This window comes from Undibacterium sp. Ji49W, assembly GCF_049340205.1.
Classification (GTDB): domain Bacteria; phylum Pseudomonadota; class Gammaproteobacteria; order Burkholderiales; family Burkholderiaceae_D; genus Undibacterium.
Genome location: NZ_JBMPOW010000027.1, coordinates 1 through 26,586, shown reverse-complemented (window position 1 = coordinate 26,586; position 26,586 = coordinate 1). Strand labels below are relative to the sequence as shown.

Genomic DNA, 26,586 nt, shown 5'->3' with positions numbered 1-26,586 from the left:
GGCCTACAGAAAGTGCGCGCATTTTAGCAGGTTTGTGAGCAAAAAAAGCAAGCCCCCGATCTTCAGCAATAACTCCTGTTATTTTCGTCGAAGTTACAGGTAAAAATCAACAAAATGATTACGCCAAGTACATTCCGCCATTCACATGCAGTGTTGTACCAGTAATATATCCAGCATCCGGTGATGCCAAAAACACAGTTGCAGCTGCAATATCTTCCGGACGCCCCAGTTTTGCAAGTGGAATTTGCTGCAAAATTGCGGCTTTTTGCTCATCAGTCAATGCCCGGGTCATATCCGTATCAATAAAACCGGGTGCAATGCAATTAACCGTGATATTACGGCTGCCAATTTCCCTGGCCAATGCACGACTCATGCCAGCCACGCCAGCCTTGGCAGCAGCATAGTTCATTTGCCCCGGATTACCGGAAGAACCGACAACGGAAGTAATATTGATGATGCGACCACCCTTGGCCTTCATCATGCCACGCAATACCGCACGCGAGAGACGGGCCACAGCGCTCAGATTGGTGGAAATAACGTTATCCCACTCTTCTTCCTTCATGCGCATGGCCAATTGATCCTGGGTAATGCCGGCGTTATTCACCAAAATGGACAGACCACCAAATTCTTTCTGTATTTCTTCCACCAGGCTGGCACTACGCTCAACCTCATTGACGTTGAATACCACGCCCTTGCCCGCACCTGGTGCAACTTCTTCCAGATAGGCGGTAATGGCGGCAGCGCCGGATTCGGACGTTGCCGTGCCGATGACTTTTGCGCCCGCCTTTGCCAGACCGACTGCAATTGCCTTACCTATGCCACGTGAAGCCCCGGTAACCAGGGCAATCTGATTTTCCAATTGTTGTGTCATTTCAAGATTTCCAATACTTTATCCAAACTTGCCTGATCAAATACAGCATCGCCAATCAACTCTGCCTGAATGCGCTTGGTCAGGCCGGTCAATACCTTGCCTGGACCGCATTCAATGACATGGCTGATACCATCAGCGTGCATTTTATTAATGGTTTCCACCCAGCGCACCGGGCTGGCAGCCTGCCTTACCAGCGCATCGCGGATAGACTCGGGCGTATTCAGCACAGTTACGTCGACGTTGTTGATCAGTGGAATGACCGGCGCAGAAAAATTGATACCTGCCAGGTAATCACGCAATTTATCCGATGCCGGCTTCAACAGGGATGAATGGAAAGGTGCAGATACCGGCAAAGACAAGGCGCGCTTGGCACCTTTGGCTTTGGCGATTTCACAGGCACGCTCAACCGCAGCCTTGCTACCGGCAATCACCACTTGCGCAGGCGCATTGAAATTGACGGCTTCAACCACCTCGCCTGGTGTGCCGGATACTGCCTCAGCACAGGCCAGCTTGACATCTTCATCCGACAAGCCAAGGATGGCAGCCATGCCGCCCTGCCCGACAGGCACCGCATCCTGCATGGATTGCGCACGGAAACGCACCATGGGCACAGCATCAGCAAAGGCGATCACACCTGCGGCCACCAGAGCCGAATACTCACCCAGACTATGGCCAGCGACCAATTTTGGTATCGGGCCACCGGCAGCTATCCACGCACGGTAACAGGCTACGGCAGCTGTCAACATGACTGGCTGCGTGTTAGTTGTCAGGTCCAGCGCCTCTTTCGGGCCTTCGTTGATCAGTTTACCCAGATCAAGCTTCAGGGCATCAGATGCCTCGGCGATGGTTTGCTGGACTACGGCATTGTCGGCGAAGCCGTTCAACATGCCTATGGCCTGCGAGCCCTGACCGGGAAAGACAAATGCAAATTGCGTCATATCTATCTATATCTCTGTTTATATATTATTTGTGTATTACTAGTGGACTGTAACAGTTGAAACAGAGGTGAATGGCGCGTGCCCGTCGATCAGAGCAAGGCGCAAAGCACAGCGATAGTGGGACTATCGCGAGCATTTGCAACACAGCCATGGTCGGCGCGCGCGTGACAGACACTCTGTTTTCAATTGTTACAGTTCACTAGCAGCTACTACTGATTACATCCTGAATTACATCTTGACTATGGCTGCACCCCAGGTAAAGCCACCACCCACGCCTTCAAGCAAAACCGTATGGCCTGGTTGTACCCGGCCATCACGCACGGCCAGATCCAGCGCCAGCGGTATCGATGCAGCGGAGGTGTTGCCATGCTGATCAACCGTCACCACCATTTTATCCATAGGCAAGCGCATTTTTTTTGCCGTGCTCTGCATGATGCGTATATTGGCCTGGTGCGGTATCAGCCAGTCAATCTGATCGGTTTTCAGACCAGCAATTTCCAGGGCTTCGTTGGCTACTTTTTCCAGCACGGATACAGCCAGCTTGAACACCGCCGGGCCATCCATATACAGGAAAGCACTGCCAGCCACCACACCACCCTGTACATTGCCAGGCACACACAGAATATTGGCGTGACTGCCGTCGGCATGCAGCTTGGTTGCCAGCACGCCCGGCTCATCAGAACGGGACATCACGATCGCACCAGCACCATCACCAAACAGCACGCATGTGGTGCGGTCTTCAAAATTCAGTATCTTGGAAAATACTTCAGCGCCGATCACCAGCACATTTTTATGGCTGCCCGACTTGATCATGCTGTCAGCCACCGACATCGCATACATGAAGCCACTACACACTGCCTGCACATCCATGGCAGCTGCGCCATTGTTGATGCCCAGCTTGTTCTGCACCACGCAGGCAGTACTAGGAAAGCCACCCAGAAAATCCGGTGTCGATGTCGCCAGGACGATCAGATCAATATCATTCGGCTGCATTTTTGCAGCATCCAGCGCCTTCTTTGCGGCCTCTACCGCCAGATCACTGGAAGTAACCTCAGGCTCAGCATAGTGACGGAACGAAATACCACTGCGCGAGAATATCCATTCATCCGAGGTTTCTATACCCTTTGCCGCCAGTTGGTCGGTCAATTCCTGATTACTTACTTTGTTGGGAGGCAGGTAGCTGCCAGTACCGATAATTTTGCTAAAGAAAGTCATGCGGTTTTTTGTACCAAGAGTTCGTTGTTGTCCGGAGCGACTGCAGCTACTTCTGCAATGGGCATCAATTTTGCCATTGTGGTCGCGATGCGGGACAATACATCATTTTTTGCGGCATCAAATGCGCGCTGTATTGCCCATTCATAACTATATTTGTCTGCACTGCCATGGCTTTTGAATACCAGGCCACGCAGGCCCAGCAAACTGCCGCCATTATAATTGGAGGGATTCATGGTGCGCGATATGGATTTCAGCGCACCACGCGCCAGCAAGGCACCCAGCATATTCAGGGGATTGCTCTTGAACGATGAGGTCAGGGTGGTTTTGACGAAACGCCCCATACCCTCGGCTGCTTTCAAGGTGACATTACCAACAAAACCGTCGCAAACGACGATGTCGGTCGTGCCCTCAAAGATGTCATTGCCTTCGACATTGCCATAAAAATTCAGGATGCCACGCTCATGATCGGCACGCAGCAGTTGCGCCGTCTTCTTGACCATGTCATTGCCCTTGATATCTTCTTCACCGACGTTCAGCAAGCCTATGCTGGGCTTGTCCTTGCCTTCCAGCGCCGACACCAGGGCAGAACCCATGATGGCAAACTGATGCAAATGCAGGGGCTCGCAATCCACGTTCGCGCCCAAGTCAAGCATGTAGGTCGGTAAATTTTTCTGGTTCGGCAAAATACTGCAGATGGCCGGACGATCAACGCCCTGCATGGTTTTCAGCACATAGCGCGACACGGCCATCAGGGCGCCGGTATTGCCCGCAGACACGCAGGCCTGCGCATTGCCTTCCTTCACCTGGTTGATTGCCACACGCATGGAAGAATCTTTCTTGCGACGCAAGGCAACTTCGATCGGATCATCCATCTCCACCACTTCGGTGGCATTGATGATTCTCAGGCGCGCATGATTGCTGGCGTGACACTTCTTCAGTTCAGCCTGAATGACAGCCTCAGTCCCCACCAGAAGAAATTCAACATCGGGCTCGCGGTTGGCAAACGCCACGGCCGCTGCCACGGTAACTGCCGGGCCATGATCTCCGCCCATGCAGTCTATGGAAATTTTAATTGTCATGTAGTGATACGAAACTTCAATCCGAAACAGCTAGTGTATCAAACCGAGACTGGAATCATCCCGAATTAATTTTTCAAATGCGGAATTATCTCAAAATTTCAAGAAATCACCCGCACTATTCCATCATAGAACTTACGCAAAAATTATTTCGGCAAGGTGCAGGCAAAATGCAGGTTAACGAAAAAAAGCGGCGCCAAGTCCAGGACTCGTCACGCCGCTTTTTTTACCAGGAACAGGTATTACTCGTCGTTCTTGGTTTTCAATACTTTACGACCACGATAAAAGCCGTTAGGGCTGATGTGGTGACGCATATGTGTTTCACCAGTTGTTGGCTCGATACCCAGTTGCGGTGCAACCAGGAAATCGTGGGAACGGTGCATGCCACGCTTGGATGGGGACTTTTTGTTTTGCTGAACTGCCATGATAACTCCTAATACTTCAAAAAATGTTTCTAAAAATTTAACACACTTGACTGGAGAGTGCAATCATCACCAGCCAAGAATCCCTAACAATACTTCGACCTGAGTGTTTTTTCAGAATAATGCCACTAGGTACGCCCATTAATTTTCTTCAGCACAGCAAAAGGTGATGCTTTTTTACCGACTTCTGCTTCAATCGCTGCAGTAGTACTTGCTGAAGCCAACGGTTGATCCGGGCATACTGCATGTTTGGGCGATTGGGGTATTGCCAGTAGCGCCTCATCCTCTATCAAATCCTTGATATCGAATGTTTTGCTACCCACTACAACATCGACCTCGTCATCATCAAGCAATGCGTCTATTTCATCGGCATTTTCTTCGTTTTTGGCGAGTATCAATACAGATTCAGAGTCAATTTCAAATGCCAGCGGCGTCAGGCAACGCTGACACAACAACTGCACCGAGCCAGCCACAGTCAATTTCAACTGCGCATGTCCCAGCTTGTCCTTGCCACCTTGCAGAGTCCAGTCCAATCCGCCTTCGGCACTTGCACTCTCTTCTGACAGACGGGGCAAATCTGTAACCAAAAACCTTCCCGAACGCTGCTCTTCGAGCCGAGAAAACGTGAAAGCGTCGATCACAAATGCTTGCATAGGATTATTTGAACCCAGAAAACCTGCGATAATAACAGGATTACACCTTCTTAGTCAAAGCATTGCCGTAATTTGCGCTAATTTTTCATGATTTTTATGCGCAAAATCTGGCACACATGTCCAAAAATGCAAATAAACCAGCAAACAACCCGGCTCATTCTGGCCTCCAGCTCAGCCTATCGCCGTGAATTATTAGGCAGACTGCAACTCGGATTCGAAAGTATAGCACCAGAGCTGGATGAAACACCGTTCGACGGTGAAAGCCCGGTACATACCGCGCTGCGTCTGGCACGCCAGAAAGCCGAGGCCATTGCCTCCAGTCAGGGCGAAGCCATCATCATAGGCTCAGACCAGGTTGCCACGCTGGATGATTTGCAAATCGGCAAACCTGGCAACCATGAAAATGCATTGAAGCAATTGCAATTGATGCGTGGCCGTGAAGTGATATTTCATACCGCCCTGTGTGTACTGGATACACGCCAGAATGCCCCGGTTCGTCTGCAAGTCGAAGACATTGCCACTACCGTACAATTCCGCGACCTGAGCGATGCCGAACTGGATGCCTATCTACGCATAGAGCAACCGTACGATTGCGCCGGCAGCGCCAAAAATGAAGCCCTGGGCGTCAGCATACTGGGAAGCATACAAAGCACAGACCCGACTGCCCTGACCGGCCTGCCCCTGATTGCATTGACCACTATGCTAAGAAACGCTGGAGTGCGTTTTTTTAAGATGTAAAACCTATCATCAGGACTTTCACAAATTACCCTGGCAAGTAACTGCAACGTAGCCGGGGCGGTTTTGCGAAAGTCCTTAAACAATGAATACAACGAACACAACGAAAACAAAGAGAATTTCACCACCATGACAGGCACGCTCTACCTTATCCCCAACACCCTGGGCATCAATGAGAATCAACAGGGCAATTTACTGGCAAGCATCATCCCCGATAGCGTGCAGGCATTCAGCGCACAATTGCAGTACTTTGTTGCTGAAAACGCCAAAACCACCCGCGCCTATCTGAAGTTCCTCAGTCAGCAACATCCATTGCAACACAGCATCCAGGAAATGCATATTTCAGAATTGAACATCAACACACCTGAACAGGCGCTGGAAGGTTTGTTACAGCCACTATTGCAAGGACATGATGTGGGCCTGATCTCAGAGGCTGGCGTGCCTGCGGTGGCCGACCCTGGTGCCAACCTGGTCAGGCTGGCCCATAAGCGCCAGATCAAAGTACGCCCGCTGGTTGGCCCCTCATCACTGCTGCTGGCCCTGATGGGCAGTGGACTGAACGGCCAAAGCTTTGCCTTTCACGGTTACCTGCCTACCGATGCAGCCCTCAGGGCAAAACGCATCAAGGAACTGGAAGACCGCTCAAGAAAAGAAAAGCAGACGCAATTACTGATAGAAACCCCATATCGCAATATGGCCATGCTGGAAGCGCTGAGCAGCCAGTGCCAGCCATCCACCCTGATTTGCGTTGCCACCGACCTTAGCCTGGATACAGAGTCATTGCAAACCAGAACCGCCGCTGAATGGAAAACCCGCCTGGCCAAACAGCAGGCACCTGATTTTCATAAAAAACCGACCGTTTTCCTGTTTTTATCACAATAAAAAAGAACGACCGGTTCATTTTTTATATTTGCGCTAAGATATCTTCTTTCTGGAGGAAATGAACATGCTGAATTTTGATTTCTACAACCCGACACAGATATTGTTTGGCAAAGGCCGCATTGCCGATCTGAACAAAGTCATCCCTGCCGAAGCCCATGTAATGATGCTCTACGGCGGTGGCAGCATCAAACAAAATGGCGTGTACGATCAAGTCATGACCGCACTGGGAGAACGCAAGGTCACCGAATTTACCGGCATCGAACCCAATCCCAGCTATGAAACCCTGATGAAGGCCGTCGAAGTCATCAAGCAAAGCAAGATAGACTTTTTGCTGGCAGTAGGCGGAGGTTCTGTTATTGATGGCACCAAATTCATTGCAGCGGCAGCCTTGTTTGAAGGTGGCGAACCTTGGGCCATCATGGAAAAACGCGGCAGCAATGTCACCAAAGCGATGCCGTTTGGCAGTGTGTTGACCCTGCCGGCCACCGGTTCGGAAATGAATAATGGCGGTGTCGTCACTCGCAAATCCATCAAGGCAAAAATGGCCTTCTCCAGCCGTCACTGCTTCCCGCAGTTTTCCGTGCTGGACCCAACCACTACCTATACCCTGCCAGTACGCCAGATCGGCAATGGTGCGGTCGATGCCTTTGTTCATATCATGGAACAGTATCTGACCTACCCGGTCAATTCACCGGTACAGGACAGATTCGCCGAAGGCCTGTTGCTGACCCTGATCGAAGAAGGCCCGAAAGCCTTGGCCAATCCGGAAGATTATGATGTACGCGCCAATCTCATGTGGTGTGCCACCATGGCCTTGAATGGCCTGATTTCCACTGGCGTTCCACAAGACTGGGCAACCCATATGATAGGCCATGAACTGACAGCCCTGCACAATATTGACCACGCCCAAACCCTGGCCATCGTCCTGCCCAGCATGCTGCGCGTACGCAAGGAAGGCAAACGGGCAAAGTTACTGCAATTTGCAGAACGCGTCTGGGGTCTGCACGATGGCGATGAAGACAGCCGCATAGAAACGGCCATCAGCCGCATGCAAGATTACTTCGAACAGATGGGCGTCAAAACCCGTCTCAGCGACTATCAGCTTGGCAGCAATGATATTGCGCCCATACTGTCGGCACTGGAAACCCACCGCATGGTCAGCCTGGGTGAAAAACGCGACGTGACACTGGATGTCAGTCGTCAGGTATTGGAGCTCAGTTTGTAATTATTAGGACTTGCGCAAAACCGCCCCAGCTGCGTTGTAGCTTCTCTCCTAGGAGCCGCGTACTAAAGTACTGTCTTCGTCGCTACGGTGAAGTTGGGGTTTCAGGCAATATATTGTCTGCCAACGCAACGAACCTCCCTTGCAAGGGAGGTTTCCTAAAAGCGATAGCCTTGCTGGGACAATTTTGCACAAGTCCTAATATTTAAGTGTGTGCAGCCATTCAACTCTGAATGGCTGCAAGTTTATTTCTTTGTCGGCTTCGCAATATGGCAATTCGCATCCAAAAAGCGCATGGCCCCGGTGTAATTGGTATCCCAGTCATCCAGCAAATAATTGCCAGCTTCCTCTACAAAATTATTCCAGTCTTCCAGCAAACCTTCCTGCTTTTCATGGGGGGCAGCCGTTTTAATCCATTCCGTCGCCAGCTCTGGCTGAAATCCCTCGTCGCGGAATTTTTTCACCAGGCTTTTTGCCGTTTTCTCAGGCAATGTCGTTTTGGGTGTAATGCCACCCACGATGCAGATAAACAGGGTCAACAGCGAATCGATATCGGTCTTGCCCTTGGTCAGCCTGGTCCACTCTTTGGATACCAGTGCATCGTATTCTGACGTATCTTCCACTTCATGGTCACGCAGGTAGTAACGATCCTTGAGTTCAAACACTAGTTTGTCCAGTGAGTCCGTTTTATCTTGCAGGCGCGGCAGGTCGTGGGATTTGATCTCACCCAGCACGCGCTCGACAATAGCGTGAAATTTCTCAGGGATATCAGCCAGATCAATGGCTGACCAGGCTTTTTTCAGCTTGGCTGCCGTAATTGTGCGTATAGAGTCAACCAGGCTGGCAAATTCCACCTGGTTCTGCAACGTCGCATCGGGCTTGCCAAACATCTGCAACAGCAAGGCTGTGCGGACTACCGACACCGCCTCCACATCTTCTTCTTTCAGGTAACTGGCAGACAGGCCCAGCATTTCACCGAACCAGTAACCTGCCTCGATTTCCAGCGCATTCATCTGACGGTGTTCGAGTGTATTTCTGTATTCCAGCGGTTTTTCTTTCAGCGACCAGGCTTCCAGAAAATCCTCTACCTTGCCTTTCGCTTCATGTCCCAGCAAGGCATATTCAGGCAGGGCGAACAAGGTTTTCAGCAAGCCAGAACCGCCACGCGACAGTGTCAAAAAAGTGTTATCACGTATTATCTTCGCTGCCAGCTCCAAATCACCCTTGCTGGTTTCTATCAGATACAGGCTGGCCAGATTAACGATACGCTTGCGTGCTGCTTCAATTTCGGGGCGCAGGTATTTGCTGCCAAAAGCTTCGGCAATCTGCACCATGCCCTTGGGTGCCTCGGTCTCTATTGCCGCAATTTTCGTGGAACTGATAATTGCCTTTTGCACGCCATAGCGCAACGCCGATTCAAAGAAGGGGCGATTGTCCAGCAACGCAATTTCGAAAGTATTTTCAGACATGGGTGTGCAGATGATTCCAGGATGAAGGCAAGACTATCGCCGGGTACAGCAAGGCATACCCGGCATCTGAACGAAATACAGTATCAGTGATTACAGGGCAGACTCTTCGTCATCATCCTTGTCATCGCCGTCATCATTATTTTTTGGACGTTCTTCCTGCTCTTCTTCCACGCCCTCACCACCTTCCAGTTCATCCTGGGCCAGGCTGGCCTGATAGGCTTTATAACGGGCACGCAATTTCATCAGCACTTCCCGGAAAATTTCCGGTAATTCATAGCGCAGAATATAGGTGACCTGCATCCAGTCATGGTCTTCCAGGTTTGCCATATCCAAAGGTGAAGCCAGGCTTTCGGTATCGCGAGTCAGATTCAGCAAATCATCATCCAGCGCACGGGTCTTGGATTCGTCGCCATATTCATACAGATCAAACGTGGCATAACGGTAAAAATGTTCGACCATCTGCGTACGGTCCAGCAGATAATCAACCAAGGCATCATAACCCCCATCGACTTCGGCGATTTCATATAAAAATTCCGCCGGATCAGCCCCTTCACGGAAAATCACGGAATTGACCATGCCGCGCAATTGCTCATGCGTCTGGTCGCCATAGCGGCGCTCCAGCACTACCGCCTGAGCAAACTGCTCAGGCGTCACCAGCAAATTCACCAGTGATTCTTTGGACGCATCATATTCGCGGATGATGGCCAGCAAATCCTTGGCCGGAAATTCATCCAGTGCTGCCACCAGGGCTTTATCGCCCTCGGTTTCCGCCAGATTTGCCAATGCATGTTCAGCGCCAGCGATATCGCCAGCCTTGACCAGGCTCTGTGCTTCGATTAATGCGGGATAGTTCATCAATACTCCTTATTCTTTACGGTCAAAGCCCTGTTCCGCCAGCCAGTCGGCACCAGCTTCACCCAGGTCATAGTCATCACCATCGTCGCCATCATCCCTGCCATGACGGCCATACTGGCCATCCAGGTCACCGCTTTCCTTCAATTCGTCGCTGGCCTCGTTGGCTTCCCTATCTTCGTCATCCTCATCCTGCGCGTCACTGGCACCAAGTTTGCGCGTCTGCTGGCTGCGGTTCAGGTATTCCAACCCTGCCGCAATCACCAGAAACGCCTCGCCTGCCGGGTCTTTCAAGACGATGCGGCTCAAAGGCTCTGCCCAAGGTTCCAGTTTGACTGCCGCCGACAGACTCTTCCACGAAGGCAATTTATTTTCTTCCTTGGAGGACAAGGCTTCCAGCGCCAGCGGATTCATGAAAATGAAGCCCTGGTGAAAAGCTACCGCCAGCATTTCTGGATTGCTGGCCATCATCGGCAACAACATGGGCAATTGTTCTGCCTTTTCGCGCAACCTGGCCTTGAGTACATTTTTACCCTCGGAATCGGATTTCAGGTCTTCCAACTCGGCCTTGTATACCGACATCAGGTCTTCAAAAAAACGCGACAATTTCACTGCAATACTCCTGATAAATAATTTTTCCAGATTTCACCAGCTGTTTCCAGTGGCGAATCCAGCAAGTTACGTCGCCTGTTTTCATCATAGGCAGCACGGGCCGCCTCATCCGACAAGACATCGTAAGCTTCTTTTACGGCATGGAATTTTTCTGGTGCCAGTTCCGAATCATTTCGATCCGGATGGAACTCTGAGGCCTTTTGACGAAAGGCTTTTTTAACGTCGGCCAGACTCGCATTACTGGCGATGCCGAGAACAAAATAATAGTCTTTCATACACACTCTTGGCTTGCATTTGGACTGACATTACTACAGCAGACCTGCCGTCATGAAAGAGGTACGAGGAGAGAAACTTTCTCTCCTCACCGGGTCTGCACCCGAAGTCCCATCAAGAAAGATCAGTGATGGTGACCGTGTTCGCCGTGCACATGTCCATGTACGACTTCTTCATCGCTGGCTTCACGCACTTCAATGACTTCCGCTTCAAAACGGATGGTCATGCCAGCCAGAGGGTGATTACCATCCACCGTGACGATACCAGCATCGATGGCCGTCACACGAAACTGCATGGTTTCTTCAGTTTCTGGGTCACGTGTTTCAAACGTCATGCCAACTTCGATATCTGGTGGGAAGGCACTGATATCTTCTTCACGTACAAAACCTGGGTCAAATTCGCCAAAGCCTTCTTCTGGAGCCAAAGTCACGGACACCTTGTCGCCAGCGGCTTTACCTTCAAGCGCTGCCTCAACCGCTGGCAGGATGTTGTCATATCCGCCATGCAGGTAAACAATAGGTTGCTGATTCTGGTCGATGAGCGCGCCTTCGGCGTTATACATGGCGTAATTCAGGCTGACGACGGTATTTTGTGAAATTTGCATGGCTGTAATAGGTTTGATTGCGAGATGTAATTGTGCATTCTATGCGACAAAAATGAAAAAGACTGGGGGCAAGGACAAAAACAGGCATACAAACCGACCACCCCATCCCTTCAGGCTAACCCTCTATTCTAACAGAGGCAGCCTTAAGTATCATGTTTGCCTGCCCTGCCTTCTCTAGACCCCTGTCGCGCCTGTTCGAAACGTTCTTTGGCCTGTGCTTCGTCGCGGTCACGGTCACGGAAAGCATAGTCCGCTTCCAGCCACATGGCATTAATGATACCAAATGCCAGCACCAAGCCTATTTTCTATTCCCAATGTTCAACATGCCAAATGAAAAACCGCCATGATGGCGGTTTTAGGCAGAAGCAGTTGAAATGAAACTTGCCACAAAGCACATTCACACGCCGATTTTCTCCAGCATGGTCCCCAGTTCACGCAAAGCCGGTTCCAGTTTGGGATGCTGGGCTGCAAATTTTGCTGACAAGGCTTGTGAACGTTCACTGAGTGCGGCGAACACAGGGTCGTCATGCTGCTTCGACGTCGTCAGCACCTGATGGATATCAGTGCTCAGGGTTTCCAGCAAAGATTTCAACTCTTCATCAACGGGACCAGCACCGGCCAGTTCCTGATGTAACTGGGTCAATAAATTTTTCAGGTGTTCGCTTTTCATACGGCATCTCCTCCATTGTTTTTCATATTACATTCAGTTTAGGCGTTTGCCCTGGGAAAAACCAGCACTACTGCTTCAGCAGCAATCCCCTCTTCCCGCCCCAGATAACCGAGACGCTCATTGGTCTTGGCTTTGATATTGACCTGATCCACAGTTACCTGCAAATCATCGGCAATATTCGCCACCATGGCTGCAATATGCGGTGCCATCTTCGGCGCCTGGGCAATGATGGTGGCATCCAGATTACCCACCTGATAGCCAGCCGCATGAATCCGGCTAACGGCTTCCCGCAACAATACGCGCGAATCGGCACCGGCAAAGCGGATATCCGTATCTGGAAAATGTCTGCCTATGTCGCCCAGTGCGGTTGCGCCAAACAGTGCATCGGTAATCGCATGCAGCAACACATCGGCATCTGAATGCCCCAGCAAGCCGGTATGATGCGCAATTTCCACACCCCCGATGATCAGTTTGCGTCCTGGCACCAAAGCATGGCAGTCATAACCTTGCCCTATCCTGAAGGGCAGCATCTTATTTTGCATCAATCTTTCTTTCTTCAAATGGAATATCCATCAATCTGGCAATCAGGGCCAGATCACCCGGCAGCGTCAGTTTCGCATTGCAAGGGTGCCCTTCCACCAGTGCAGGCACATAGCCTGCAGCTTCAATGGCGCTGGCTTCATCCGTCACCTGTTCAGCCTGGTCCAGGGCATCACACAGCAGTTGATAGCGAAACATTTGTGGCGTTTGTGCCAGCCACATACCATCGCGCGAGGCGGTCCTCACCCTGCCATCAAGCACCTGCTTGACCGTATCTACCACCGGCAGGGCTAGCAAGCCACCGACGGGGTGCCCGTCCAGACTGGCCAGCAAATGTTGCAGCAAGTGTTGATTCAAACCCGGCCTGGCAGCATCATGCACCAATACCCAGTCATCCGCCTTCAATTGACCGGCCAGTTGCAATGCCATCTGACGCAGGCCATTGCGTACCGTATCCCTGCGGGTATCGCCGCCACAACGCAGCACGGTCAATTTCTCTGCTGTTTGCAAATGTGTATCGACATAACTATCACCAGCGCTGACTACGACAAAGGTGTGCTGTACCGGCGCAAAACTTAAAAAAGCATCGACCGCATGTTGCAAAATTGTCTTGGCGCCCAGTTGCAGATACTGCTTGGGCGTTGCTGCGCCCATGCGAGATCCCACCCCCGCAGCCGGAATCAGTGCAAAATAGCGTAGTTCATCCTGTAATGTGATTTCCGCGACCATACAATCCAGATTTGCGCTCTCTGATATCAAAGAGCCCGTTCGTTTATAATGAGGCGCTCATTTTAACCGCGTATCCTGTTCCGTAATACGTTTTACGGCATCCTTTCGTCTAGCCGCAATGTCATTTGATTTCAGCAAATCTTTAGCAAAACCCGGCCACAGGCTGGCACTTCCTTATCTGCACGGCTCTTCCGATGCGTATGCATTGGCACAAGCCGCTACTGCGCTCAAGCTGGAAAAGCGCATGCTGACCATTTTTGTTGCCAACCCGGGAGATGCCCAGCGCCTGCTGGATGAAATCCCCTGGTTTAATGCAGAATTGCGTTGTCATTTGCTGCCAGACTGGGAAACCCTGCCTTACGACGCCTTTTCACCACATCAGGATCTGGTATCAGAACGCCTGGCCAGCCTGCATGAAATACAGAACGGCAATTGCGATGTCTTGCTGGCACCGGCTACTACAGCCTTGTTGCGCATGGCTCCGCCATCTTTCCTGGCAGCCTACACCTTCTTTTTCAAAAAAGGGGACCGCCTTGATGAAGCCAGGCTAAAAACCCAGCTGACACTGGCCGGTTACAGCCATGTCAACCAGGTCATGTCACCGGGTGAATATTCGGTGCGCGGCGGGTTGATAGACCTGTTCCCCATGGGTTCCCCCCTGCCTTACCGTCTGGACCTGTTTGGCGACACCATAGAAACCATACGCACGTTTGATGCGGATACCCAACGTTCGCTGTACCCAGTACCAGAAGTACGGCTGCTGCCCGGGCGTGAATTTCCCATGGATGAACCGGCACGAGCCGCCTTCCGCAGCCGCTGGCGTGAAACTTTTGAAGGTGACCCTTCGCGTTCGTCCATCTACAAGGACATTGGCAACGGCATCCCTTCAGCCGGCATAGAATATTATCTGCCGCTGTTCTTTGAACAAACGGCGACCCTGTTTGACTACCTGCCCGAATCGCCATATTTTGCATTGATAGGCGATATCGATGATGCTATCAGACGCTTCTGGAACGATACCCGTTCACGCTACCAATTTTTAAAGTCTGATCGCGAACGTCCGGTACTGGCACCAGAAACCGTATTTTTACGTGATGAAGATTTCTTTGCAGCCCTGAAGCCTCTGGCCCGCTGGACCATCGCTGATACAGACAAAACAGCCGCTGCCTCAGAAGTCTCCAGCTTTTTGCCAGATATCGCCGTCAATCGCCGTGCCGATGATCCACTGACGAACTTGCGTTCTTTCCTGTTGCAAACGGATAAGCGCGTGATGATCTGTGCCGAGACACTGGGTCGGCGCGAAACCCTGCAACAGTACTTCACTGAATATGATATCCGCCTGAGCCTGTGCGAAGGCTATACTGACTTTGTCACGGCAGACGCCAAGCTGATGTTGGGTGTTGCTCCCTTGCACGCCGGTTTTGTGCTGGCAGATGGACTGGCTTTCATTACCGAAGCCGAGCTATATGCCGGCAGTGGCAAGCGTATAGGTCGCAAAAAGCAGGAAGCAGTCACCCAGGTTGAGCACATGGTGCGCGACCTGTCAGAATTGAAAATAGGTGATCCCGTCGTCCATAGCAACCATGGCATAGGCCGCTATATGGGCCTGATCAGCATGGATTTGGGGGAAGGTGAGACCGAATTCCTGCATCTGGAATACGCAAAAGACACCAAGCTGTATGTGCCAGTATCGCAATTGCATGTGATTTCGCGCTATTCCGGCGCGTCACCTGATGATGCGCCCTTGCACAGCCTGGGCTCAGGTCAGTGGGAAAAAGCCAAGAAAAAAGCCGCGCAGCAAATCCGCGATACCGCCGCCGAACTGCTGAACCTGTATGCCCGCCGCGCTGCACGTCAAGGCCATGCCTTTGAATATTCTGCGCGTGACTATGAAGCCTTTGCCGACAGTTTTGGCTTTGATGAAACACCAGACCAGGCAGCCGCCATCACCGCCGTGATTGGCGACATGACGTCCGGCAAGCCCATGGACAGGCTGATCTGTGGCGATGTAGGCTTTGGCAAGACAGAAGTGGCCTTGCGTGCTGCCTTCGTCGCCGTCGTGGGTGGCAAGCAAGTCGCCATTCTGGCACCCACCACACTGCTGGCAGAACAGCATGCCCAAACCTTTGCCGACCGTTTTGCCAACTGGCCAGTGAAAATTGCGGAACTATCGCGCTTCCGTTCTGGCAAGGAAATCAGTCTGGCCATGAAGGGCATGGGCGATGGCACCATCGATATCGTCATCGGTACGCATAAATTACTGTCTGGCGATGTCAAATTTTCCCGCCTTGGTCTGGTGATCATCGACGAAGAACATCGCTTTGGTGTGCGTCAGAAAGAAGCCCTCAAAGCGCTGCGTGCAGAAGTCGATGTATTGACACTGACAGCGACACCCATACCACGCACCCTGGGTATGGCACTGGAAGGTTTGCGTGACTTTTCCATCATCGCCACTGCGCCGCAAAAACGGCTGGCGATCAAGACCTTTGTACGTGGGGAAGATGATTCCGTCATCCGCGAAGCCTGCCTGCGTGAACTGAAACGTGGCGGTCAGGTGTATTTCCTGCACAATGAAGTCGAAACCATAGAAAACCGCAAGGCCATGCTGGAAGCCCTGCTGCCAGAGGCACGCGTGGTCGTGGCACATGGCCAGATGCATGAGCGAGACCTGGAAAAAGTCATGCGTGACTTTGTGGCCCAACGCCATAATATTTTGCTGTGCACCACCATTATTGAAACCGGCATTGACGTACCCACAGCCAATACCATCATCATGCACAGGGCGGACAAATTCGGCCTGGCGCAATTACACCAATTGCGCGGTCGCGTCGGTCGATCCCACCATCAGGCCTATGCCTATTTGCTGGTACATGACGTGCAAAGCCTGACCAAGCAAGCGAATCGCCGCCTTGAAGCCATTCAGCAGATGGAAGAACTGGGTAGCGGCTTTTACCTGGCCATGCATGATCTGGAAATTCGTGGTGCCGGTGAAGTACTGGGTGACAACCAGTCTGGCGAGATGCATGAAATTGGTTTCCAGATGTATTCCGACATGCTCAATGAAGCCGTGCGCTCGCTGAAGAATGGCAAGGAACCTGATCTGGCCGCACCGCTATCAACCACGACCGAAATAAACCTGCACATCCCTGCCCTGCTGCCGAATGAATTCTGTGGCGACGTGCATGAACGCCTGTCCATCTACAAGCGCCTGGCCAATTGCAGCAGCGCCAGCGGCATTGATGACATGCAGGAAGAAATGATAGACCGCTTTGGCAAACTGCCAGAAGCCGTGAAATCGCTGCTGGAAACACACAGACTGCGCGTTGCCGCCAAACCGCTGGGCATCATCAAGATCGATGCCCACAGCGAAGCTGCGACCCTGCAGTTTGAGCCCAAGCCACCGATAGATGGTATGCGCATCATAGAACTGGTGCAAAAAAATAAAAACATCAAGCTCAATGGTCAGGACAAGCTGCGCATTACAGCCGCCATGCCCGACCTGGCCAGCCGTGTAGCCCAGATCAAGGCCACTATCAAGGCACTGCACTAAATAATTGAATAAAATCAGCGAATAAAATAAGTGAATAAAAAGAGAAGACAATGCATTTGACCATACAAGGCCTAAACAGCACACTCCGTAATAACACCGCACTCATCCAGGACATCGCCAGCCAGACCAAGGGAAAACTGGTACAACTGAATGATCAGGCAGTGCGCCTGGATAATACAGAATGCGATGAGCAGACACTGACTGCAATACGCGAAGGCTGCTTTGCTGCCCAACTGGATGTCACAGCTCTGGACAGACAACTTGCCCTGGCCGATTTCAAGCTGGTGGCGATGGACATGGATTCAACCCTGATCACCATAGAATGCATCGATGAAATCGCCGACATGCAGGGTCTGAAACCGCAGGTAGCAGAAATCACCGAAGCTGCCATGCGCGGCGAACTGGAATTTCAGGAGAGCCTGACCCGTCGCGTCGCCCTGCTCAAAGGCCTGGATGCCGGCGCCTTGCAACGCGTATATGACGAACGCCTGCAATTGTCACTGGGCGCAGACCAGATGCTGAAGACCATACAGCAAGCCGACCTCAGGACCTTGCTGGTATCCGGTGGTTTCACCTTCTTCACCGACCGCATGAAATCACGCCTGAACCTCAATTACACGCATTCCAATGTACTTGAAATCCAGGATGGCAAACTGACCGGCAAAGTCATAGGCACCATCGTTGACGCAGATGAAAAACAAAGAACTGTGGAGCGCGTATGTGCTGACATGGGTATTTCAACCAGCCAGGCTATTGTCATGGGTGACGGCGCAAATGATTTGAAGATGATGAAAATTTCGGGCTTGTCAGTTGCATTCAGGGCCAAACCCGTAGTGCGTGCACAGGCAGATGTCGCCTTGAATTTTGTGGGACTGGATGGGGTGTTGAATCTGCTGAAAACGCCAGTCTAAGACATTGCATCAATTAACTCGCGCCTGCTCATGACAGGCGCGAGTCATATTCATCCAGCCGGAAATAACTTCCCGCCAATCAAAACACCCAGTTTGCGATAACTTTCCCACTGTGCGTCGTCAAAAAACTGGTCCACGGTTGACTCTTGTGGGAAATCGGTATGCTGGCTGTGATACTGGACCAAATCCAATGGGGCGTCACTAATTAAACGAGGTTTGATGACGATCAGGGTTGTTTTATTTGGTAACTGACCAGATGCAGGATAAGTGACCTCATATAAAAGTGCACACTGATTTCCATTTCCGGCCTCGATTGCCAAATCTGAAGGACTGTTCGCAAACAATTCGTTGGCATGGCTTAGATCAATGGCAGCATCATCAGGCTGTATCAATGTAAATTCCGCCTGAAATTCTATACGTGCCAGGCGTATCAGATTTGCCAGATCCTCAAACTGATAAGTAGGGTCAGCACCACAATCACAGCACACCACGACTGCTACCCGCCTTCTCAACAATTCAAACACACCGGTATTTTCAAAATGCCCACCATCGCTTAAATACCAGTGAGAGCCCTCTTTCCCCATAAAACTAGCCTGCATTTCTCGCCTCAAATAAGCTTGGTTTCGCAAGACAGGTGGCACCGGCTTTGTATCTTTTTGACCTGATTTCCACCACCAACCAAGACGTACATTAGCCAGTGAAAACACCAGGGCCTTGCCAAGTGAAGTACCGCGCCCGATTCCAGTGGAAAATGCGGCACCCGAAATACCTGTCCACTGCCCTATACTTAATTCAGCAAAATCGCCTTCCCATTTCTTTCCTTCTACCATTACTCCATCGGGCGTAATGGCCAAAGGCAGGCCATGTCTGTCTCTCAAAGTAAGATTGTCACCCTTGCCAGTCGTTGCATTGATAGTGACATTGATCAGGTGAGCAGGCCCCAGATTATGACCATCGTAATATTCCATGTGATTAAAATCATCAGAAACGACGGGCGTGGTCACCTCATCTTTGGCACTACCATCTTTTTCGAACCTATACTGGTTTGATGCGCCAAGATAAGCACGTGTCAATCGCGCGCAATACATGCTCTGAAGACTGGATTGATTAACGAAACCCAGAAAATACCCTGCCGTAGCCGTCGCGGCATAGCAAAATAGAAGCAAGAATTCCCATGAAAAATCAAGCCTGGGAAGACTGGCATTTCCTATCAAATTGGTTTGTACACTGTGCAAAGACATATCGCCCAAAAACAGAAATGCAGCCAGTACATACCAAGCAACAAGCAATATCAGCAATAACACTACCCCGAGTACGCCGAGTATGACATCCAGTGGTATTTTATTGAGAATACTGTTTTTACCAGGCTGTGCAATTCCTGCTGAAAAACTACGCACAAATGTAATTGTCGCTCCAAATACCGCAGCTGCACTGGCAAGTACTGAAGTAATACTTTCACTGCTACGCAACCACAAATACAAAGATTGCCCACAGGTTTCAATTACTGCCAAGCACAGCAAGAACAAGGCTGTGGTGAAATTTATAGAAAGCCAGGATGTCATTTTTTGGCGTAATTTTTTGTGCACAAATTTAACTTCGCAATTTGCGCAAAAGAACCAAACGAGTGAGAAAAGGATCATCACTGCAAATAGTGCCAATACCAAATTAGCTCCTTGCTGCAAAGGATACTTAATCGGCCAATTAAAATGAAAATTCATTCCATGCAAATAGAAGGCAACGATAGTCGCGATAAGCAAAGCCGGAACCCAGGGATTACGTAGCGAATAAAATCTCTTCGGAGGCACCTCAACCACATACCAATATGCGACTGCGAGTGGAAGTACGCAAACAGCTGTCCAGCCAATTGCAAAAATAAACCAGGGGCTCCACCATATCCCTGTTTTGATATGAGAGACTCCCTGCACTGTAAGCATGTCTATACCCCAGCCACATAAGTCAACCGGAATATAAAGCAGGTTGGCGGTATATGATATGTCAGGTGCTGTGAATGCTTCGATACTAAAGAGGTCACGTGTGAGATAACGGAAAGTGAAAGCCAATAAAAACAGGGTCAGCAAGCTAATACCAAAAACATAGTGGACAGCACACAGATTTCGTATAGCTATCGTTATGTCATACATTAAATCACCCGCGCCATTGGGACTAAGGTAACGTCCATGATCACGCAACCAGCGTAATGGAACCAAGTGGCTCATTTCCTCAACAGGCTCATTAGCTGCACTTCCCATGCGGCCCGGAGGATCTTTTTTCAAGACTGTATAGGCATGCAAGGCAATGGCATCCGGCGACTCTGCTGGCGAATCCAAGTATTGCGTTTTATCTGCCTTTGGATTTTTACGGGGTCTGAACAAACTGGAAAAGAAAGCGCCTATGTACCCGCCACCACTCACGGTAGACAAATAATCGAAACGAGCGAGCAAAGGAATGTTGTCTTTATTTATTTGGCTATTATTCGATCGGTCGCCAGACTGCTCAAACTTTGCCAGAGCCAGGGCCTGTAAAACTCCCAGACAAAATGTTGCGCTTCGAATGCCGCCGCCGGAAAGCGCCAATCCCCAGGTATTTTTTGGTTCGCCCGATTGGGTATTTTCATCACCAAACAAAAAGTGTCGACGTCGTTTGATCACAGCCTGTTCACTGTCGAGATGAGTATCGCTTTCAGCCTTCGTCATGGACTGCTCCCCTATTAGTTTCTTCCAAAGAATTGAACAGCCACGAAACACACAAGATATTCAAACGCCCGATTTAATATAGGCCATCGGCGCTTAAATTGTCAATTTTTAAATACTAATTAACAATTATTATTAATTCAATCATGGAAATTATTCAAATATTAAATAGTACGCTCGTTCACTTTTAAGATAGAATCTCCGGGATAAGCACTTGAGCCGTGACGTGTCTCGAAAAGCACGAATCAGCTAAACTGCATAAATAGGACTTACGCAAAATTGTCCCAGCAAGGCGTAGCGAAAAAGACAGTACGAATAGTACGCGGCTCCTAGGAGAGGAGCTGCAACGCAGCTGGGGCGGTTTTGCGTAAGTCCTAATAAAAATTAAATGCCTTATTTCTCATATAAGCTCAAATCATCAGAGCTAATTTTCGTGATTAACAGGAGACACCGATGTTTGAAGAATTCATGGGCACCATGCCGGTGGCCGAGCGTCAGAAATTTGATGTGGCGGCGCTTGCAGACTATATGCGTCAGCATGTTGAAGGTTTCGATGCTTCACTGGCAGACAAGCTGGTGGTTGAACAATTCAAGGGAGGGCAATCCAACCCTACCTTCAAACTCAGTGCCGGCGACCAGCGCTATGTCATGCGTGCCAAGCCTGGCCCGATAGCAAAGCTGCTGCCGTCTGCCCATGCTATCGAACGTGAATTCAAGGTCATGAATGCCTTGAACAAAGCAGGTTTTCCGGCTGCACGGCAATATGCGCTGTGCACCGATGAGGATGTCGTCGGTCGCGCGTTTTACATCATGGAATTTGTCGATGGCCGTGTGCTGTGGGATCAATCCCTGCCCGGCATGACGCCTGTACAACGGGCAGATATCTATGATGAAATGAATCGCGTCATTGCCCAATTGCACACCATAGATTATGCCGCTATTGGTTTGGCCGACTACGGCAAGCCGGGCAATTATTTCGCCCGTCAGATAGACCGCTGGACCAAACAGTATCGTGCTTCCGAGACTGAAAAAATCGAAGCCATGGACAAGCTCATAGAATGGCTGCCACATAATATTCCGCCTGGTGACGACACCAGCATCGTACATGGTGATTACCGCCTCGACAATATGATGTTCCATCCTACTGAGCCACGCATCATGGCCTTACTGGATTGGGAACTGTCAACCCTCGGCCATCCACTGGCTGATTTTTCTTATCACTGCATGAGCTGGCATGTAACGCCCGGTCAGTTCCGTGGTATTGCCGGACTTGATCACAAGACCTTGGGCATCCCCAACGAGCAGGAATACATTGCCAAATATTGCGAGCGTACCGGCAAAACCATACGCCCGGAAGATTTCAATTTCTATCTGGCTTATAACCTGTTCCGCATGGCCGGTATTTTACAGGGCATCATGAAGCGTTATGTCGATGGTACTGCATCCAGTGCACAGGCAAAAAAATCTGGTGAATCAGCACGCCCTATGGCAGAACTGGGCTGGAGTTACGTCAAAAAGCAAGCATAAATCCAGGCGGTACATTCTTTCAGATCCACAGTAACAAAAACGAACACAATATTGGAGACAACATGGAATTCGACTACTCAGATCGCTGTAAAGACTTGCAAGGCCGGCTCTTGCGCTTCATGGATGAGCATATCTATCCGAATGAAAAAGCCTACAAGCAAGAAATCGATCGCAATGGCCTTGAAAAAGGCAATCGCTGGATCGCCACCCAGATCATTGAAGATTTAAAACCGAAAGCACGTGCGCAGGGTTTGTGGAACTTGTTCCTGCCAAAATCGGTGCGTGCGCCAGAAGGTTTGTCGAATCTGGATTACGCACCACTTTGCGAAATCATGGGCCGTGTGGGTTGGGCACCGGAAGTATTCAACTGCTCCGCCCCCGATACCGGCAATATGGAAACCATAGAGCGCTATGGCAGCGAAGAACACAAGAAACAATGGCTGGAACCTCTGTTGCGTGGTGAAATCCGCTCTGCCTTTGCCATGACAGAACCTGGCGTTGCCTCATCGGACGCGACCAATATCGAAACCCGCATCGACCGCGACGGCGATGACTATGTCATCAATGGCCATAAATGGTGGATATCTGGCGCAGGTGACCCGCGTTGTGCCGTGTACATCCTGATGGGCAAGACTGATTTCAATGCCGCCCGCCACTCACAACAATCGATGATACTGGTAGATGCCAAAACCCCGGGTATCACTGTGGTCCGCCCTCTTCCGGTCTTTGGTTACGATGATGCGCCACATGGCCATTGCGAAATTCTATTTGAGAACGTGCGTGTACCGGCATCAAATATACTTTTGGGTGAAGGCCGAGGTTTTGAAATTGCCCAGGGTCGTCTTGGCCCTGGCCGCATCCATCACTGCATGCGTGCCATAGGTGTGGCAGAACGCGCACTGGAATTGATGTGCAAACGCCTGAACAGCCGTACTGCCTTTGGCAAGAAAATCTCGGAACAAAGTATCTGGCGTGAACGCATTGCCGAATCACGCATACAAATCGACACGGCACGCCTGCTGACCCTGAAAGCGGCGTACATGATGGATACCGTCGGCAACAAACATGCACAGGCAGAAATCGCCATGATCAAGGTGCTGGCACCGAATGTCACCCAGCAAGTACTGGACTGGGCCATACAGGCCCATGGTGCAGGCGGTGTTTCTGGCGACTTCCCGCTGGCGGCGCAATGGGCCGGCAACCGCACTTTACGTCTTGCGGATGGCCCGGATGAAGTACACAGAAATGCAATCGCCAAGCTGGAACTGGCCAAGCATATCAGTCTGAATGAAGACCTGGGCTTGCCGATTACCCGCTCTTAAGCAATCAAAATTTGTTAGAAGCGTGTGCGCAATTCAATAGTTTCACGAATTGCGCACAACCACCTCAACCTGGCATCACCGGGTACGGAAAATCACATTGACGGATTTTTTGTACATCAATGCCCCGGGCAAAGACAGATCAGTCATGGTGGGTTTGTCGCCCGCACTGGTGTTGGCTTTTATCAGCCTGGCCCCATCCAGTCCAAGTTCACTGTCTATCCGGCTTAATGCCTGCTCCGAAATCGCAGTTGGTCCCACCAGTTTGACTGAAAAACCCGTCGCCAGTTCCTTCGCCCTGTCCCGCGCATTTTCTGCCGCACTGGCTGTCAGTTGATGCTCGATTTGCGCATAATCCGTACGTCCAAACCGCACTGAAAAATTACCCAGATAAGGCCTGGACAGCAGGTATTGTGTCATTACATTCCATTGCTCCAGATTTTTGACATAAATATGGAATGTCCTGATCAGGCGGTGATGTTGCAGGCGCGGTTCATTTGCCTGCATTTCATTCGCGCTGACCAATTTTCTGGTGTCATGCACTTCAATATCAGTTGCAGCAATGTGATGACTCAACAAAAATTCGAGTGCTTCATTGGATTGCGTATTTAACTGTGCCAGCGTTTCGTCTGCACCAGCTTCGAAAGCAGTTAGTTCAAAATCCATCTCGGCAACATCGGCTGGCAAAGTGATCGTGGCGCTGCCATTGACGTGAATAAAGGGATAGGCAGGCAATGTGCCTGCTTTTGCACCGATGGAAATCAATGCGAAAAGAAAAAATCTGAAATGGCGAAGCTTCATATTTATTGATTATTATTTTTGCAGTCTTGAATTAGAAACTGGTGGCAGCCTCGCTGCCACCAGCAAAACCTGATACTTATTTCAATTTCCAGACATACTGCACTTTCACCCACAGCATGGCATTTTCACCTTTTACTTGCCCTGGAATCGCCTTGACGGCACAGTTTTCAAGCGCGTTAGTGACCGCATTGTCCAAATCCGGGAAGCCTGTTGAGCGATCCACTTTGGCTTTTAATATCTGTCCATCAGAAGCAACCAGTACCGATGTCTGTACAACTCCCGTTTCTTCACGACGGATTGATGCACGGGGATATTCTGGCTTGCAGTCTTTGAAATTGATAACAGGTTTCTTGTCCCCATCTCTTTCATTTGCCAATTTTGCTGCATCCATGGCCTGCTGGCTGATTTCGGCTGATGTGACTATTGCGACTGGTGCAACTGCTGCAACCGGAACATTTGCCTGAGCATACGCTGCCAGGCAACTGGTGGTGATTCCCAGAATGGCAAGCGCGGCCTTCCAGTTGACGGTGCTTACTTCAGGTTTGACAAGACGTTTGATACGAGACATAAGATTTCCTCCATGTGCCGCCTGGGCTAGTTGAGGGGTTGTGAATTGGAAGTTGGCCAATTCAGAAAGTGCAAGAGCAAGGCGCCGCGGTTCGCCTGTCACTCTTGCGGCTAGATCATCCGCAATTTCTTCTCTGTCATGACGGATCTGCCTGGATATCCACCATACTGCCGGGTGATAAAACAGCAGCATTTCTATCGTGGACTGCACTAGGTTGAGCAAATAATCATGACGCTTGATATGGGCCATTTCATGTGCCACCAGCATTTCCAGCAGGTCTACCGGCATGCCGCTCAGCATGGCGCCCGGTAGTAAGATCATGGGGCGGAAAATACCAACGGCCAAGGGTGTGCTCAAATCATCCACGACACGCAGCACTACCTTGCCCTGAATCTGAAATTGTCGGCTCAGTTGATCAATGCGCGCCTGCCACCACAGGTCTGGCTTGCTGCGCCGAGGGCTTGCATAGGTGCCTATCCATAGCAGACCAATACCCATGCGCATGGCCAGCAAGGCAACGCATAGCAGCCATACCATTACGATGTCGCTCAGATGCATTTCCAGCCAGGCTGATATGCTCATCGTCCCAGTTGAATTCCACACCGGATAAACCAAGATCTCGCTCAATACCTGTACATCTCTGCCAGTTGCAGAGGTCCCCAGGTGCAGGTACAACTCCCTTGCTGGCACAATGATGCAGGCAAGCAAAGCGATGTAGCTACAGACATACCGCAATCTGAGATGACGTTGCCCGATCAGGGTATGCAATAAAGCCAGCGCCAGAGCAATCAGGCAGCCTTGCCACACAAAGTGCAGCAAAGCCCAGCCTAGGGCGTTGATAAGGGATGGAAGAAATTGGCTCATTTCTTTTCCTCATTCAACAATTTCTGTATCTCGGCCCGCTCCTCCTTGCTCACATGCCCGCGCAGAGCGGCCATGACCAAGTCTTTTGCCGAACCGGAGAATGCCTTGTGTATCAAATCCTTCAACAGATTGGTCTGCAAGGAATCCTGGGCTTGTGCTGCCGCATAGATGTGTGAACGTTGCTCTTCATCCCTGCTAAGCAAGCCCTTGGTATGCATGACCTGCATCAGACGCAAAACCGTTGCATAACTGAGTTCTGGCCGGTCTTTGATGGCAGCCTGATGCACTTCCTTGACCGTCGCCGGCCCGGTTTGCCAGATCAGGCGCAGTAAATCGAGTTCTGCGGCGGTAGGTTTGCGCGAGGTGTTTTTGGTCATGGCTTGCTGATGGCTAGTGTTGATGTGAATGTAGAATATATGGTCTAGATTAATTTGTCTAGATCATTTTGTCTACTTTTTCCAACAGCACTAGGGGCTGTTAACATTCAATAAATCCAAAGGTAAGCAAATACAAGATTGATGAAGGAAAGGAAGTTTCTATCCAATTTTTCATACCGTGTTGCAAGCCTGCGGAATTGCTTTATGCGATTGAAA

At 50.5% G+C, this 26,586-nt stretch carries 26 protein-coding genes; 7 read left to right on the top strand and 19 right to left on the bottom strand.

All coding sequences use genetic code 11. The annotated features are described in order from the left end of the window. Positions 1-118: 118 nt before the first annotated feature. The 6 genes from fabG to ACO0LK_RS25160 form a co-directional block, all read right to left on the bottom strand. Positions 119-871, bottom strand: coding sequence for a 3-oxoacyl-ACP reductase FabG (gene fabG, locus ACO0LK_RS25185; protein WP_422980010.1), 753 nt, complete (start codon positions 869-871; stop codon positions 119-121). Further along, complete coding sequence (gene fabD, locus ACO0LK_RS25180; RefSeq protein WP_422980008.1) at positions 868-1,809, bottom strand: ACP S-malonyltransferase; 942 nt, start codon at positions 1,807-1,809, stop codon at positions 868-870. Before fabD ends, fabG begins: the two co-directional genes overlap by 4 nt. A gap of 228 nt (positions 1,810-2,037) precedes the next feature. After that, positions 2,038-3,024 (bottom strand): beta-ketoacyl-ACP synthase III, encoded by a 987-nt coding sequence (locus tag ACO0LK_RS25175; protein WP_422980006.1) that lies wholly within the window; start codon positions 3,022-3,024, stop codon positions 2,038-2,040. Continuing rightward, entirely contained in the window at positions 3,021-4,103 is a 1,083-nt protein-coding gene (gene plsX, locus ACO0LK_RS25170) for a phosphate acyltransferase PlsX (protein ID WP_186945317.1), read from the bottom strand. The genes ACO0LK_RS25175 and plsX overlap by 4 nt, the downstream gene beginning before the upstream one ends. Before the next feature lie 239 nt (positions 4,104-4,342). Further along, positions 4,343-4,525 carry a 50S ribosomal protein L32 gene (gene rpmF / locus ACO0LK_RS25165; protein WP_186945318.1) on the bottom strand — a complete coding sequence of 61 codons (183 nt, stop codon included), beginning with the start codon at positions 4,523-4,525 and terminating at the stop codon, positions 4,343-4,345. Positions 4,526-4,650: 125 nt separating this feature from the next. After that, positions 4,651-5,175: a YceD family protein gene (locus tag ACO0LK_RS25160; RefSeq protein WP_186945319.1), complete on the bottom strand. Its 525-nt coding sequence runs from the start codon at positions 5,173-5,175 to the stop codon at positions 4,651-4,653. A 126-nt stretch (positions 5,176-5,301) separates the two neighbouring features. Here ACO0LK_RS25160 and ACO0LK_RS25155 point away from each other — a divergent pair, with 126 nt between their 5' ends. From ACO0LK_RS25155 to ACO0LK_RS25145, 3 genes are all read left to right on the top strand, one after another. After that, positions 5,302-5,913, top strand: a complete 612-nt coding sequence (locus ACO0LK_RS25155) for a Maf family nucleotide pyrophosphatase (protein ID WP_422980003.1) — start codon at positions 5,302-5,304, stop codon at positions 5,911-5,913. Positions 5,914-6,039: 126 nt separating this feature from the next. Continuing rightward, complete coding sequence (locus tag ACO0LK_RS25150; protein WP_422980087.1) at positions 6,040-6,792, top strand: SAM-dependent methyltransferase; 753 nt, start codon at positions 6,040-6,042, stop codon at positions 6,790-6,792. 64 nt (positions 6,793-6,856) lie between these two features. Continuing rightward, on the top strand, positions 6,857-8,017 hold the full coding sequence (locus ACO0LK_RS25145) for an iron-containing alcohol dehydrogenase (protein WP_422980001.1): 1,161 nt from the start codon (positions 6,857-6,859) through the stop codon (positions 8,015-8,017). A 242-nt stretch (positions 8,018-8,259) separates the two neighbouring features. On the opposite strand, the gene ACO0LK_RS25140 is transcribed toward ACO0LK_RS25145, so the two are convergent. The 9 genes from ACO0LK_RS25140 to ispD all read right to left on the bottom strand — a co-directional run bounded on the left by ACO0LK_RS25140 (position 8,260) and on the right by ispD (position 13,763). Then, the gene (locus ACO0LK_RS25140; RefSeq protein WP_422979999.1) at positions 8,260-9,483 is read right to left on the bottom strand and encodes a hypothetical protein; all 1,224 of its coding nucleotides are present in this window, start codon (positions 9,481-9,483) and stop codon (positions 8,260-8,262) included. 90 nt (positions 9,484-9,573) lie between these two features. Beyond that, positions 9,574-10,338: a hypothetical protein gene (locus ACO0LK_RS25135; protein ID WP_186945324.1), complete on the bottom strand. Its 765-nt coding sequence runs from the start codon at positions 10,336-10,338 to the stop codon at positions 9,574-9,576. Positions 10,339-10,347: 9 nt separating this feature from the next. Beyond that, positions 10,348-10,947 carry a hypothetical protein gene (locus ACO0LK_RS25130; RefSeq protein WP_422979997.1) on the bottom strand — a complete coding sequence of 200 codons (600 nt, stop codon included), beginning with the start codon at positions 10,945-10,947 and terminating at the stop codon, positions 10,348-10,350. Then, complete coding sequence (locus tag ACO0LK_RS25125; RefSeq protein WP_186945326.1) at positions 10,944-11,222, bottom strand: DnaJ domain-containing protein; 279 nt, start codon at positions 11,220-11,222, stop codon at positions 10,944-10,946. The genes ACO0LK_RS25130 and ACO0LK_RS25125 overlap by 4 nt, the downstream gene beginning before the upstream one ends. 122 nt (positions 11,223-11,344) lie before the next feature. Continuing rightward, complete coding sequence (locus tag ACO0LK_RS25120; RefSeq protein ID WP_186945327.1) at positions 11,345-11,824, bottom strand: FKBP-type peptidyl-prolyl cis-trans isomerase; 480 nt, start codon at positions 11,822-11,824, stop codon at positions 11,345-11,347. A 143-nt stretch (positions 11,825-11,967) separates the two neighbouring features. Continuing rightward, a complete protein-coding gene (locus tag ACO0LK_RS25115; RefSeq protein ID WP_422980085.1) occupies positions 11,968-12,126 on the bottom strand; it encodes a cytochrome bd-I oxidase subunit CydX in 159 nt (52 codons plus the stop codon). Between the two features lie 95 nt (positions 12,127-12,221). After that, complete coding sequence (locus ACO0LK_RS25110) at positions 12,222-12,494, bottom strand: DUF4404 family protein (protein ID WP_186945328.1); 273 nt, start codon at positions 12,492-12,494, stop codon at positions 12,222-12,224. 38 nt (positions 12,495-12,532) lie between these two features. Beyond that, positions 12,533-13,036 (bottom strand): 2-C-methyl-D-erythritol 2,4-cyclodiphosphate synthase, encoded by a 504-nt coding sequence (ispF, locus tag ACO0LK_RS25105; protein WP_422979995.1) that lies wholly within the window; start codon positions 13,034-13,036, stop codon positions 12,533-12,535. Beyond that, positions 13,026-13,763 (bottom strand): 2-C-methyl-D-erythritol 4-phosphate cytidylyltransferase, encoded by a 738-nt coding sequence (gene ispD, locus ACO0LK_RS25100; protein WP_422979993.1) that lies wholly within the window; start codon positions 13,761-13,763, stop codon positions 13,026-13,028. Before ispD ends, ispF begins: the two co-directional genes overlap by 11 nt. A 118-nt stretch (positions 13,764-13,881) precedes the next feature. On the opposite strand from ispD, the gene mfd reads away from it, so the two are divergent. Together mfd and serB are read left to right on the top strand one after the other, a co-directional pair. Next, positions 13,882-17,313, top strand: coding sequence for a transcription-repair coupling factor (gene mfd, locus ACO0LK_RS25095; protein WP_422979991.1), 3,432 nt, complete (start codon positions 13,882-13,884; stop codon positions 17,311-17,313). 50 nt (positions 17,314-17,363) lie between these two features. Then, complete coding sequence (gene serB / locus ACO0LK_RS25090) at positions 17,364-18,224, top strand: phosphoserine phosphatase SerB (RefSeq protein WP_422979989.1); 861 nt, start codon at positions 17,364-17,366, stop codon at positions 18,222-18,224. 50 nt (positions 18,225-18,274) lie between these two features. Here serB and ACO0LK_RS25085 read toward each other — a convergent pair whose 3' ends face one another. Further along, entirely contained in the window at positions 18,275-20,917 is a 2,643-nt protein-coding gene (locus ACO0LK_RS25085) for a hypothetical protein (protein WP_422979987.1), read from the bottom strand. 450 nt (positions 20,918-21,367) lie between these two features. Here ACO0LK_RS25085 and ACO0LK_RS25080 point away from each other — a divergent pair, with 450 nt between their 5' ends. Next, the gene (locus ACO0LK_RS25080; RefSeq protein WP_422979985.1) at positions 21,368-22,441 is read left to right on the top strand and encodes a phosphotransferase; all 1,074 of its coding nucleotides are present in this window, start codon (positions 21,368-21,370) and stop codon (positions 22,439-22,441) included. A gap of 62 nt (positions 22,442-22,503) precedes the next feature. Then, positions 22,504-23,763, top strand: coding sequence for an acyl-CoA dehydrogenase family protein (locus ACO0LK_RS25075; protein WP_422979983.1), 1,260 nt, complete (start codon positions 22,504-22,506; stop codon positions 23,761-23,763). Positions 23,764-23,838: 75 nt separating this feature from the next. Here ACO0LK_RS25075 and ACO0LK_RS25070 read toward each other — a convergent pair whose 3' ends face one another. The 3 genes from ACO0LK_RS25070 to ACO0LK_RS25060 form a co-directional block, all read right to left on the bottom strand. After that, a complete protein-coding gene (locus tag ACO0LK_RS25070; protein WP_422979981.1) occupies positions 23,839-24,561 on the bottom strand; it encodes an SIMPL domain-containing protein in 723 nt (240 codons plus the stop codon). Positions 24,562-24,637: 76 nt separating this feature from the next. Beyond that, positions 24,638-25,993 (bottom strand): M56 family metallopeptidase, encoded by a 1,356-nt coding sequence (locus tag ACO0LK_RS25065; RefSeq protein WP_422979979.1) that lies wholly within the window; start codon positions 25,991-25,993, stop codon positions 24,638-24,640. Beyond that, positions 25,990-26,370 carry a BlaI/MecI/CopY family transcriptional regulator gene (locus tag ACO0LK_RS25060; protein ID WP_186945337.1) on the bottom strand — a complete coding sequence of 127 codons (381 nt, stop codon included), beginning with the start codon at positions 26,368-26,370 and terminating at the stop codon, positions 25,990-25,992. The genes ACO0LK_RS25065 and ACO0LK_RS25060 overlap by 4 nt, the downstream gene beginning before the upstream one ends. Positions 26,371-26,586 lie beyond the last annotated feature (216 nt).

Excerpts from the sequence above, each read along its gene's own strand:
- fabD (WP_422980008.1), bottom strand. The coding sequence starts at position 1,809 with ATGACGCAATTTGCATTTGTCTTTCCCGGTCAGGGCTCGCAGGCCATA.
- ACO0LK_RS25060 (WP_186945337.1), bottom strand. The coding sequence starts at position 26,370 with ATGACCAAAAACACCTCGCGCAAACCTACCGCCGCAGAACTCGATTTA.
- ACO0LK_RS25110 (WP_186945328.1), bottom strand. The coding sequence starts at position 12,494 with ATGAAAAGCGAACACCTGAAAAATTTATTGACCCAGTTACATCAGGAA.
- ACO0LK_RS25175 (WP_422980006.1), bottom strand. The coding sequence starts at position 3,024 with ATGACTTTCTTTAGCAAAATTATCGGTACTGGCAGCTACCTGCCTCCC.
- serB (WP_422979989.1), top strand. The coding sequence starts at position 17,364 with ATGCATTTGACCATACAAGGCCTAAACAGCACACTCCGTAATAACACC.
- ACO0LK_RS25150 (WP_422980087.1), top strand. The coding sequence starts at position 6,040 with ATGACAGGCACGCTCTACCTTATCCCCAACACCCTGGGCATCAATGAG.
- ACO0LK_RS25080 (WP_422979985.1), top strand. The coding sequence starts at position 21,368 with ATGTTTGAAGAATTCATGGGCACCATGCCGGTGGCCGAGCGTCAGAAA.
- ACO0LK_RS25155 (WP_422980003.1), top strand. The coding sequence starts at position 5,302 with ATGCAAATAAACCAGCAAACAACCCGGCTCATTCTGGCCTCCAGCTCA.
- ACO0LK_RS25160 (WP_186945319.1), bottom strand. The coding sequence starts at position 5,175 with ATGCAAGCATTTGTGATCGACGCTTTCACGTTTTCTCGGCTCGAAGAG.
- plsX (WP_186945317.1), bottom strand. The coding sequence starts at position 4,103 with ATGACAATTAAAATTTCCATAGACTGCATGGGCGGAGATCATGGCCCG.
- mfd (WP_422979991.1), top strand. The coding sequence starts at position 13,882 with ATGTCATTTGATTTCAGCAAATCTTTAGCAAAACCCGGCCACAGGCTG.
- ACO0LK_RS25120 (WP_186945327.1), bottom strand. The coding sequence starts at position 11,824 with ATGCAAATTTCACAAAATACCGTCGTCAGCCTGAATTACGCCATGTAT.
- ACO0LK_RS25085 (WP_422979987.1), bottom strand. The coding sequence starts at position 20,917 with ATGACGAAGGCTGAAAGCGATACTCATCTCGACAGTGAACAGGCTGTG.
- ACO0LK_RS25065 (WP_422979979.1), bottom strand. The coding sequence starts at position 25,993 with ATGAGCCAATTTCTTCCATCCCTTATCAACGCCCTAGGCTGGGCTTTG.
- ACO0LK_RS25140 (WP_422979999.1), bottom strand. The coding sequence starts at position 9,483 with ATGTCTGAAAATACTTTCGAAATTGCGTTGCTGGACAATCGCCCCTTC.
- ACO0LK_RS25145 (WP_422980001.1), top strand. The coding sequence starts at position 6,857 with ATGCTGAATTTTGATTTCTACAACCCGACACAGATATTGTTTGGCAAA.
- fabG (WP_422980010.1), bottom strand. The coding sequence starts at position 871 with ATGACACAACAATTGGAAAATCAGATTGCCCTGGTTACCGGGGCTTCA.
- ACO0LK_RS25135 (WP_186945324.1), bottom strand. The coding sequence starts at position 10,338 with ATGAACTATCCCGCATTAATCGAAGCACAGAGCCTGGTCAAGGCTGGC.
- ACO0LK_RS25070 (WP_422979981.1), bottom strand. The coding sequence starts at position 24,561 with ATGAAGCTTCGCCATTTCAGATTTTTTCTTTTCGCATTGATTTCCATC.
- rpmF (WP_186945318.1), bottom strand. The coding sequence starts at position 4,525 with ATGGCAGTTCAGCAAAACAAAAAGTCCCCATCCAAGCGTGGCATGCAC.
- ispD (WP_422979993.1), bottom strand. The coding sequence starts at position 13,763 with ATGGTCGCGGAAATCACATTACAGGATGAACTACGCTATTTTGCACTG.
- ACO0LK_RS25075 (WP_422979983.1), top strand. The coding sequence starts at position 22,504 with ATGGAATTCGACTACTCAGATCGCTGTAAAGACTTGCAAGGCCGGCTC.
- ispF (WP_422979995.1), bottom strand. The coding sequence starts at position 13,036 with ATGCAAAATAAGATGCTGCCCTTCAGGATAGGGCAAGGTTATGACTGC.
- ACO0LK_RS25125 (WP_186945326.1), bottom strand. The coding sequence starts at position 11,222 with ATGAAAGACTATTATTTTGTTCTCGGCATCGCCAGTAATGCGAGTCTG.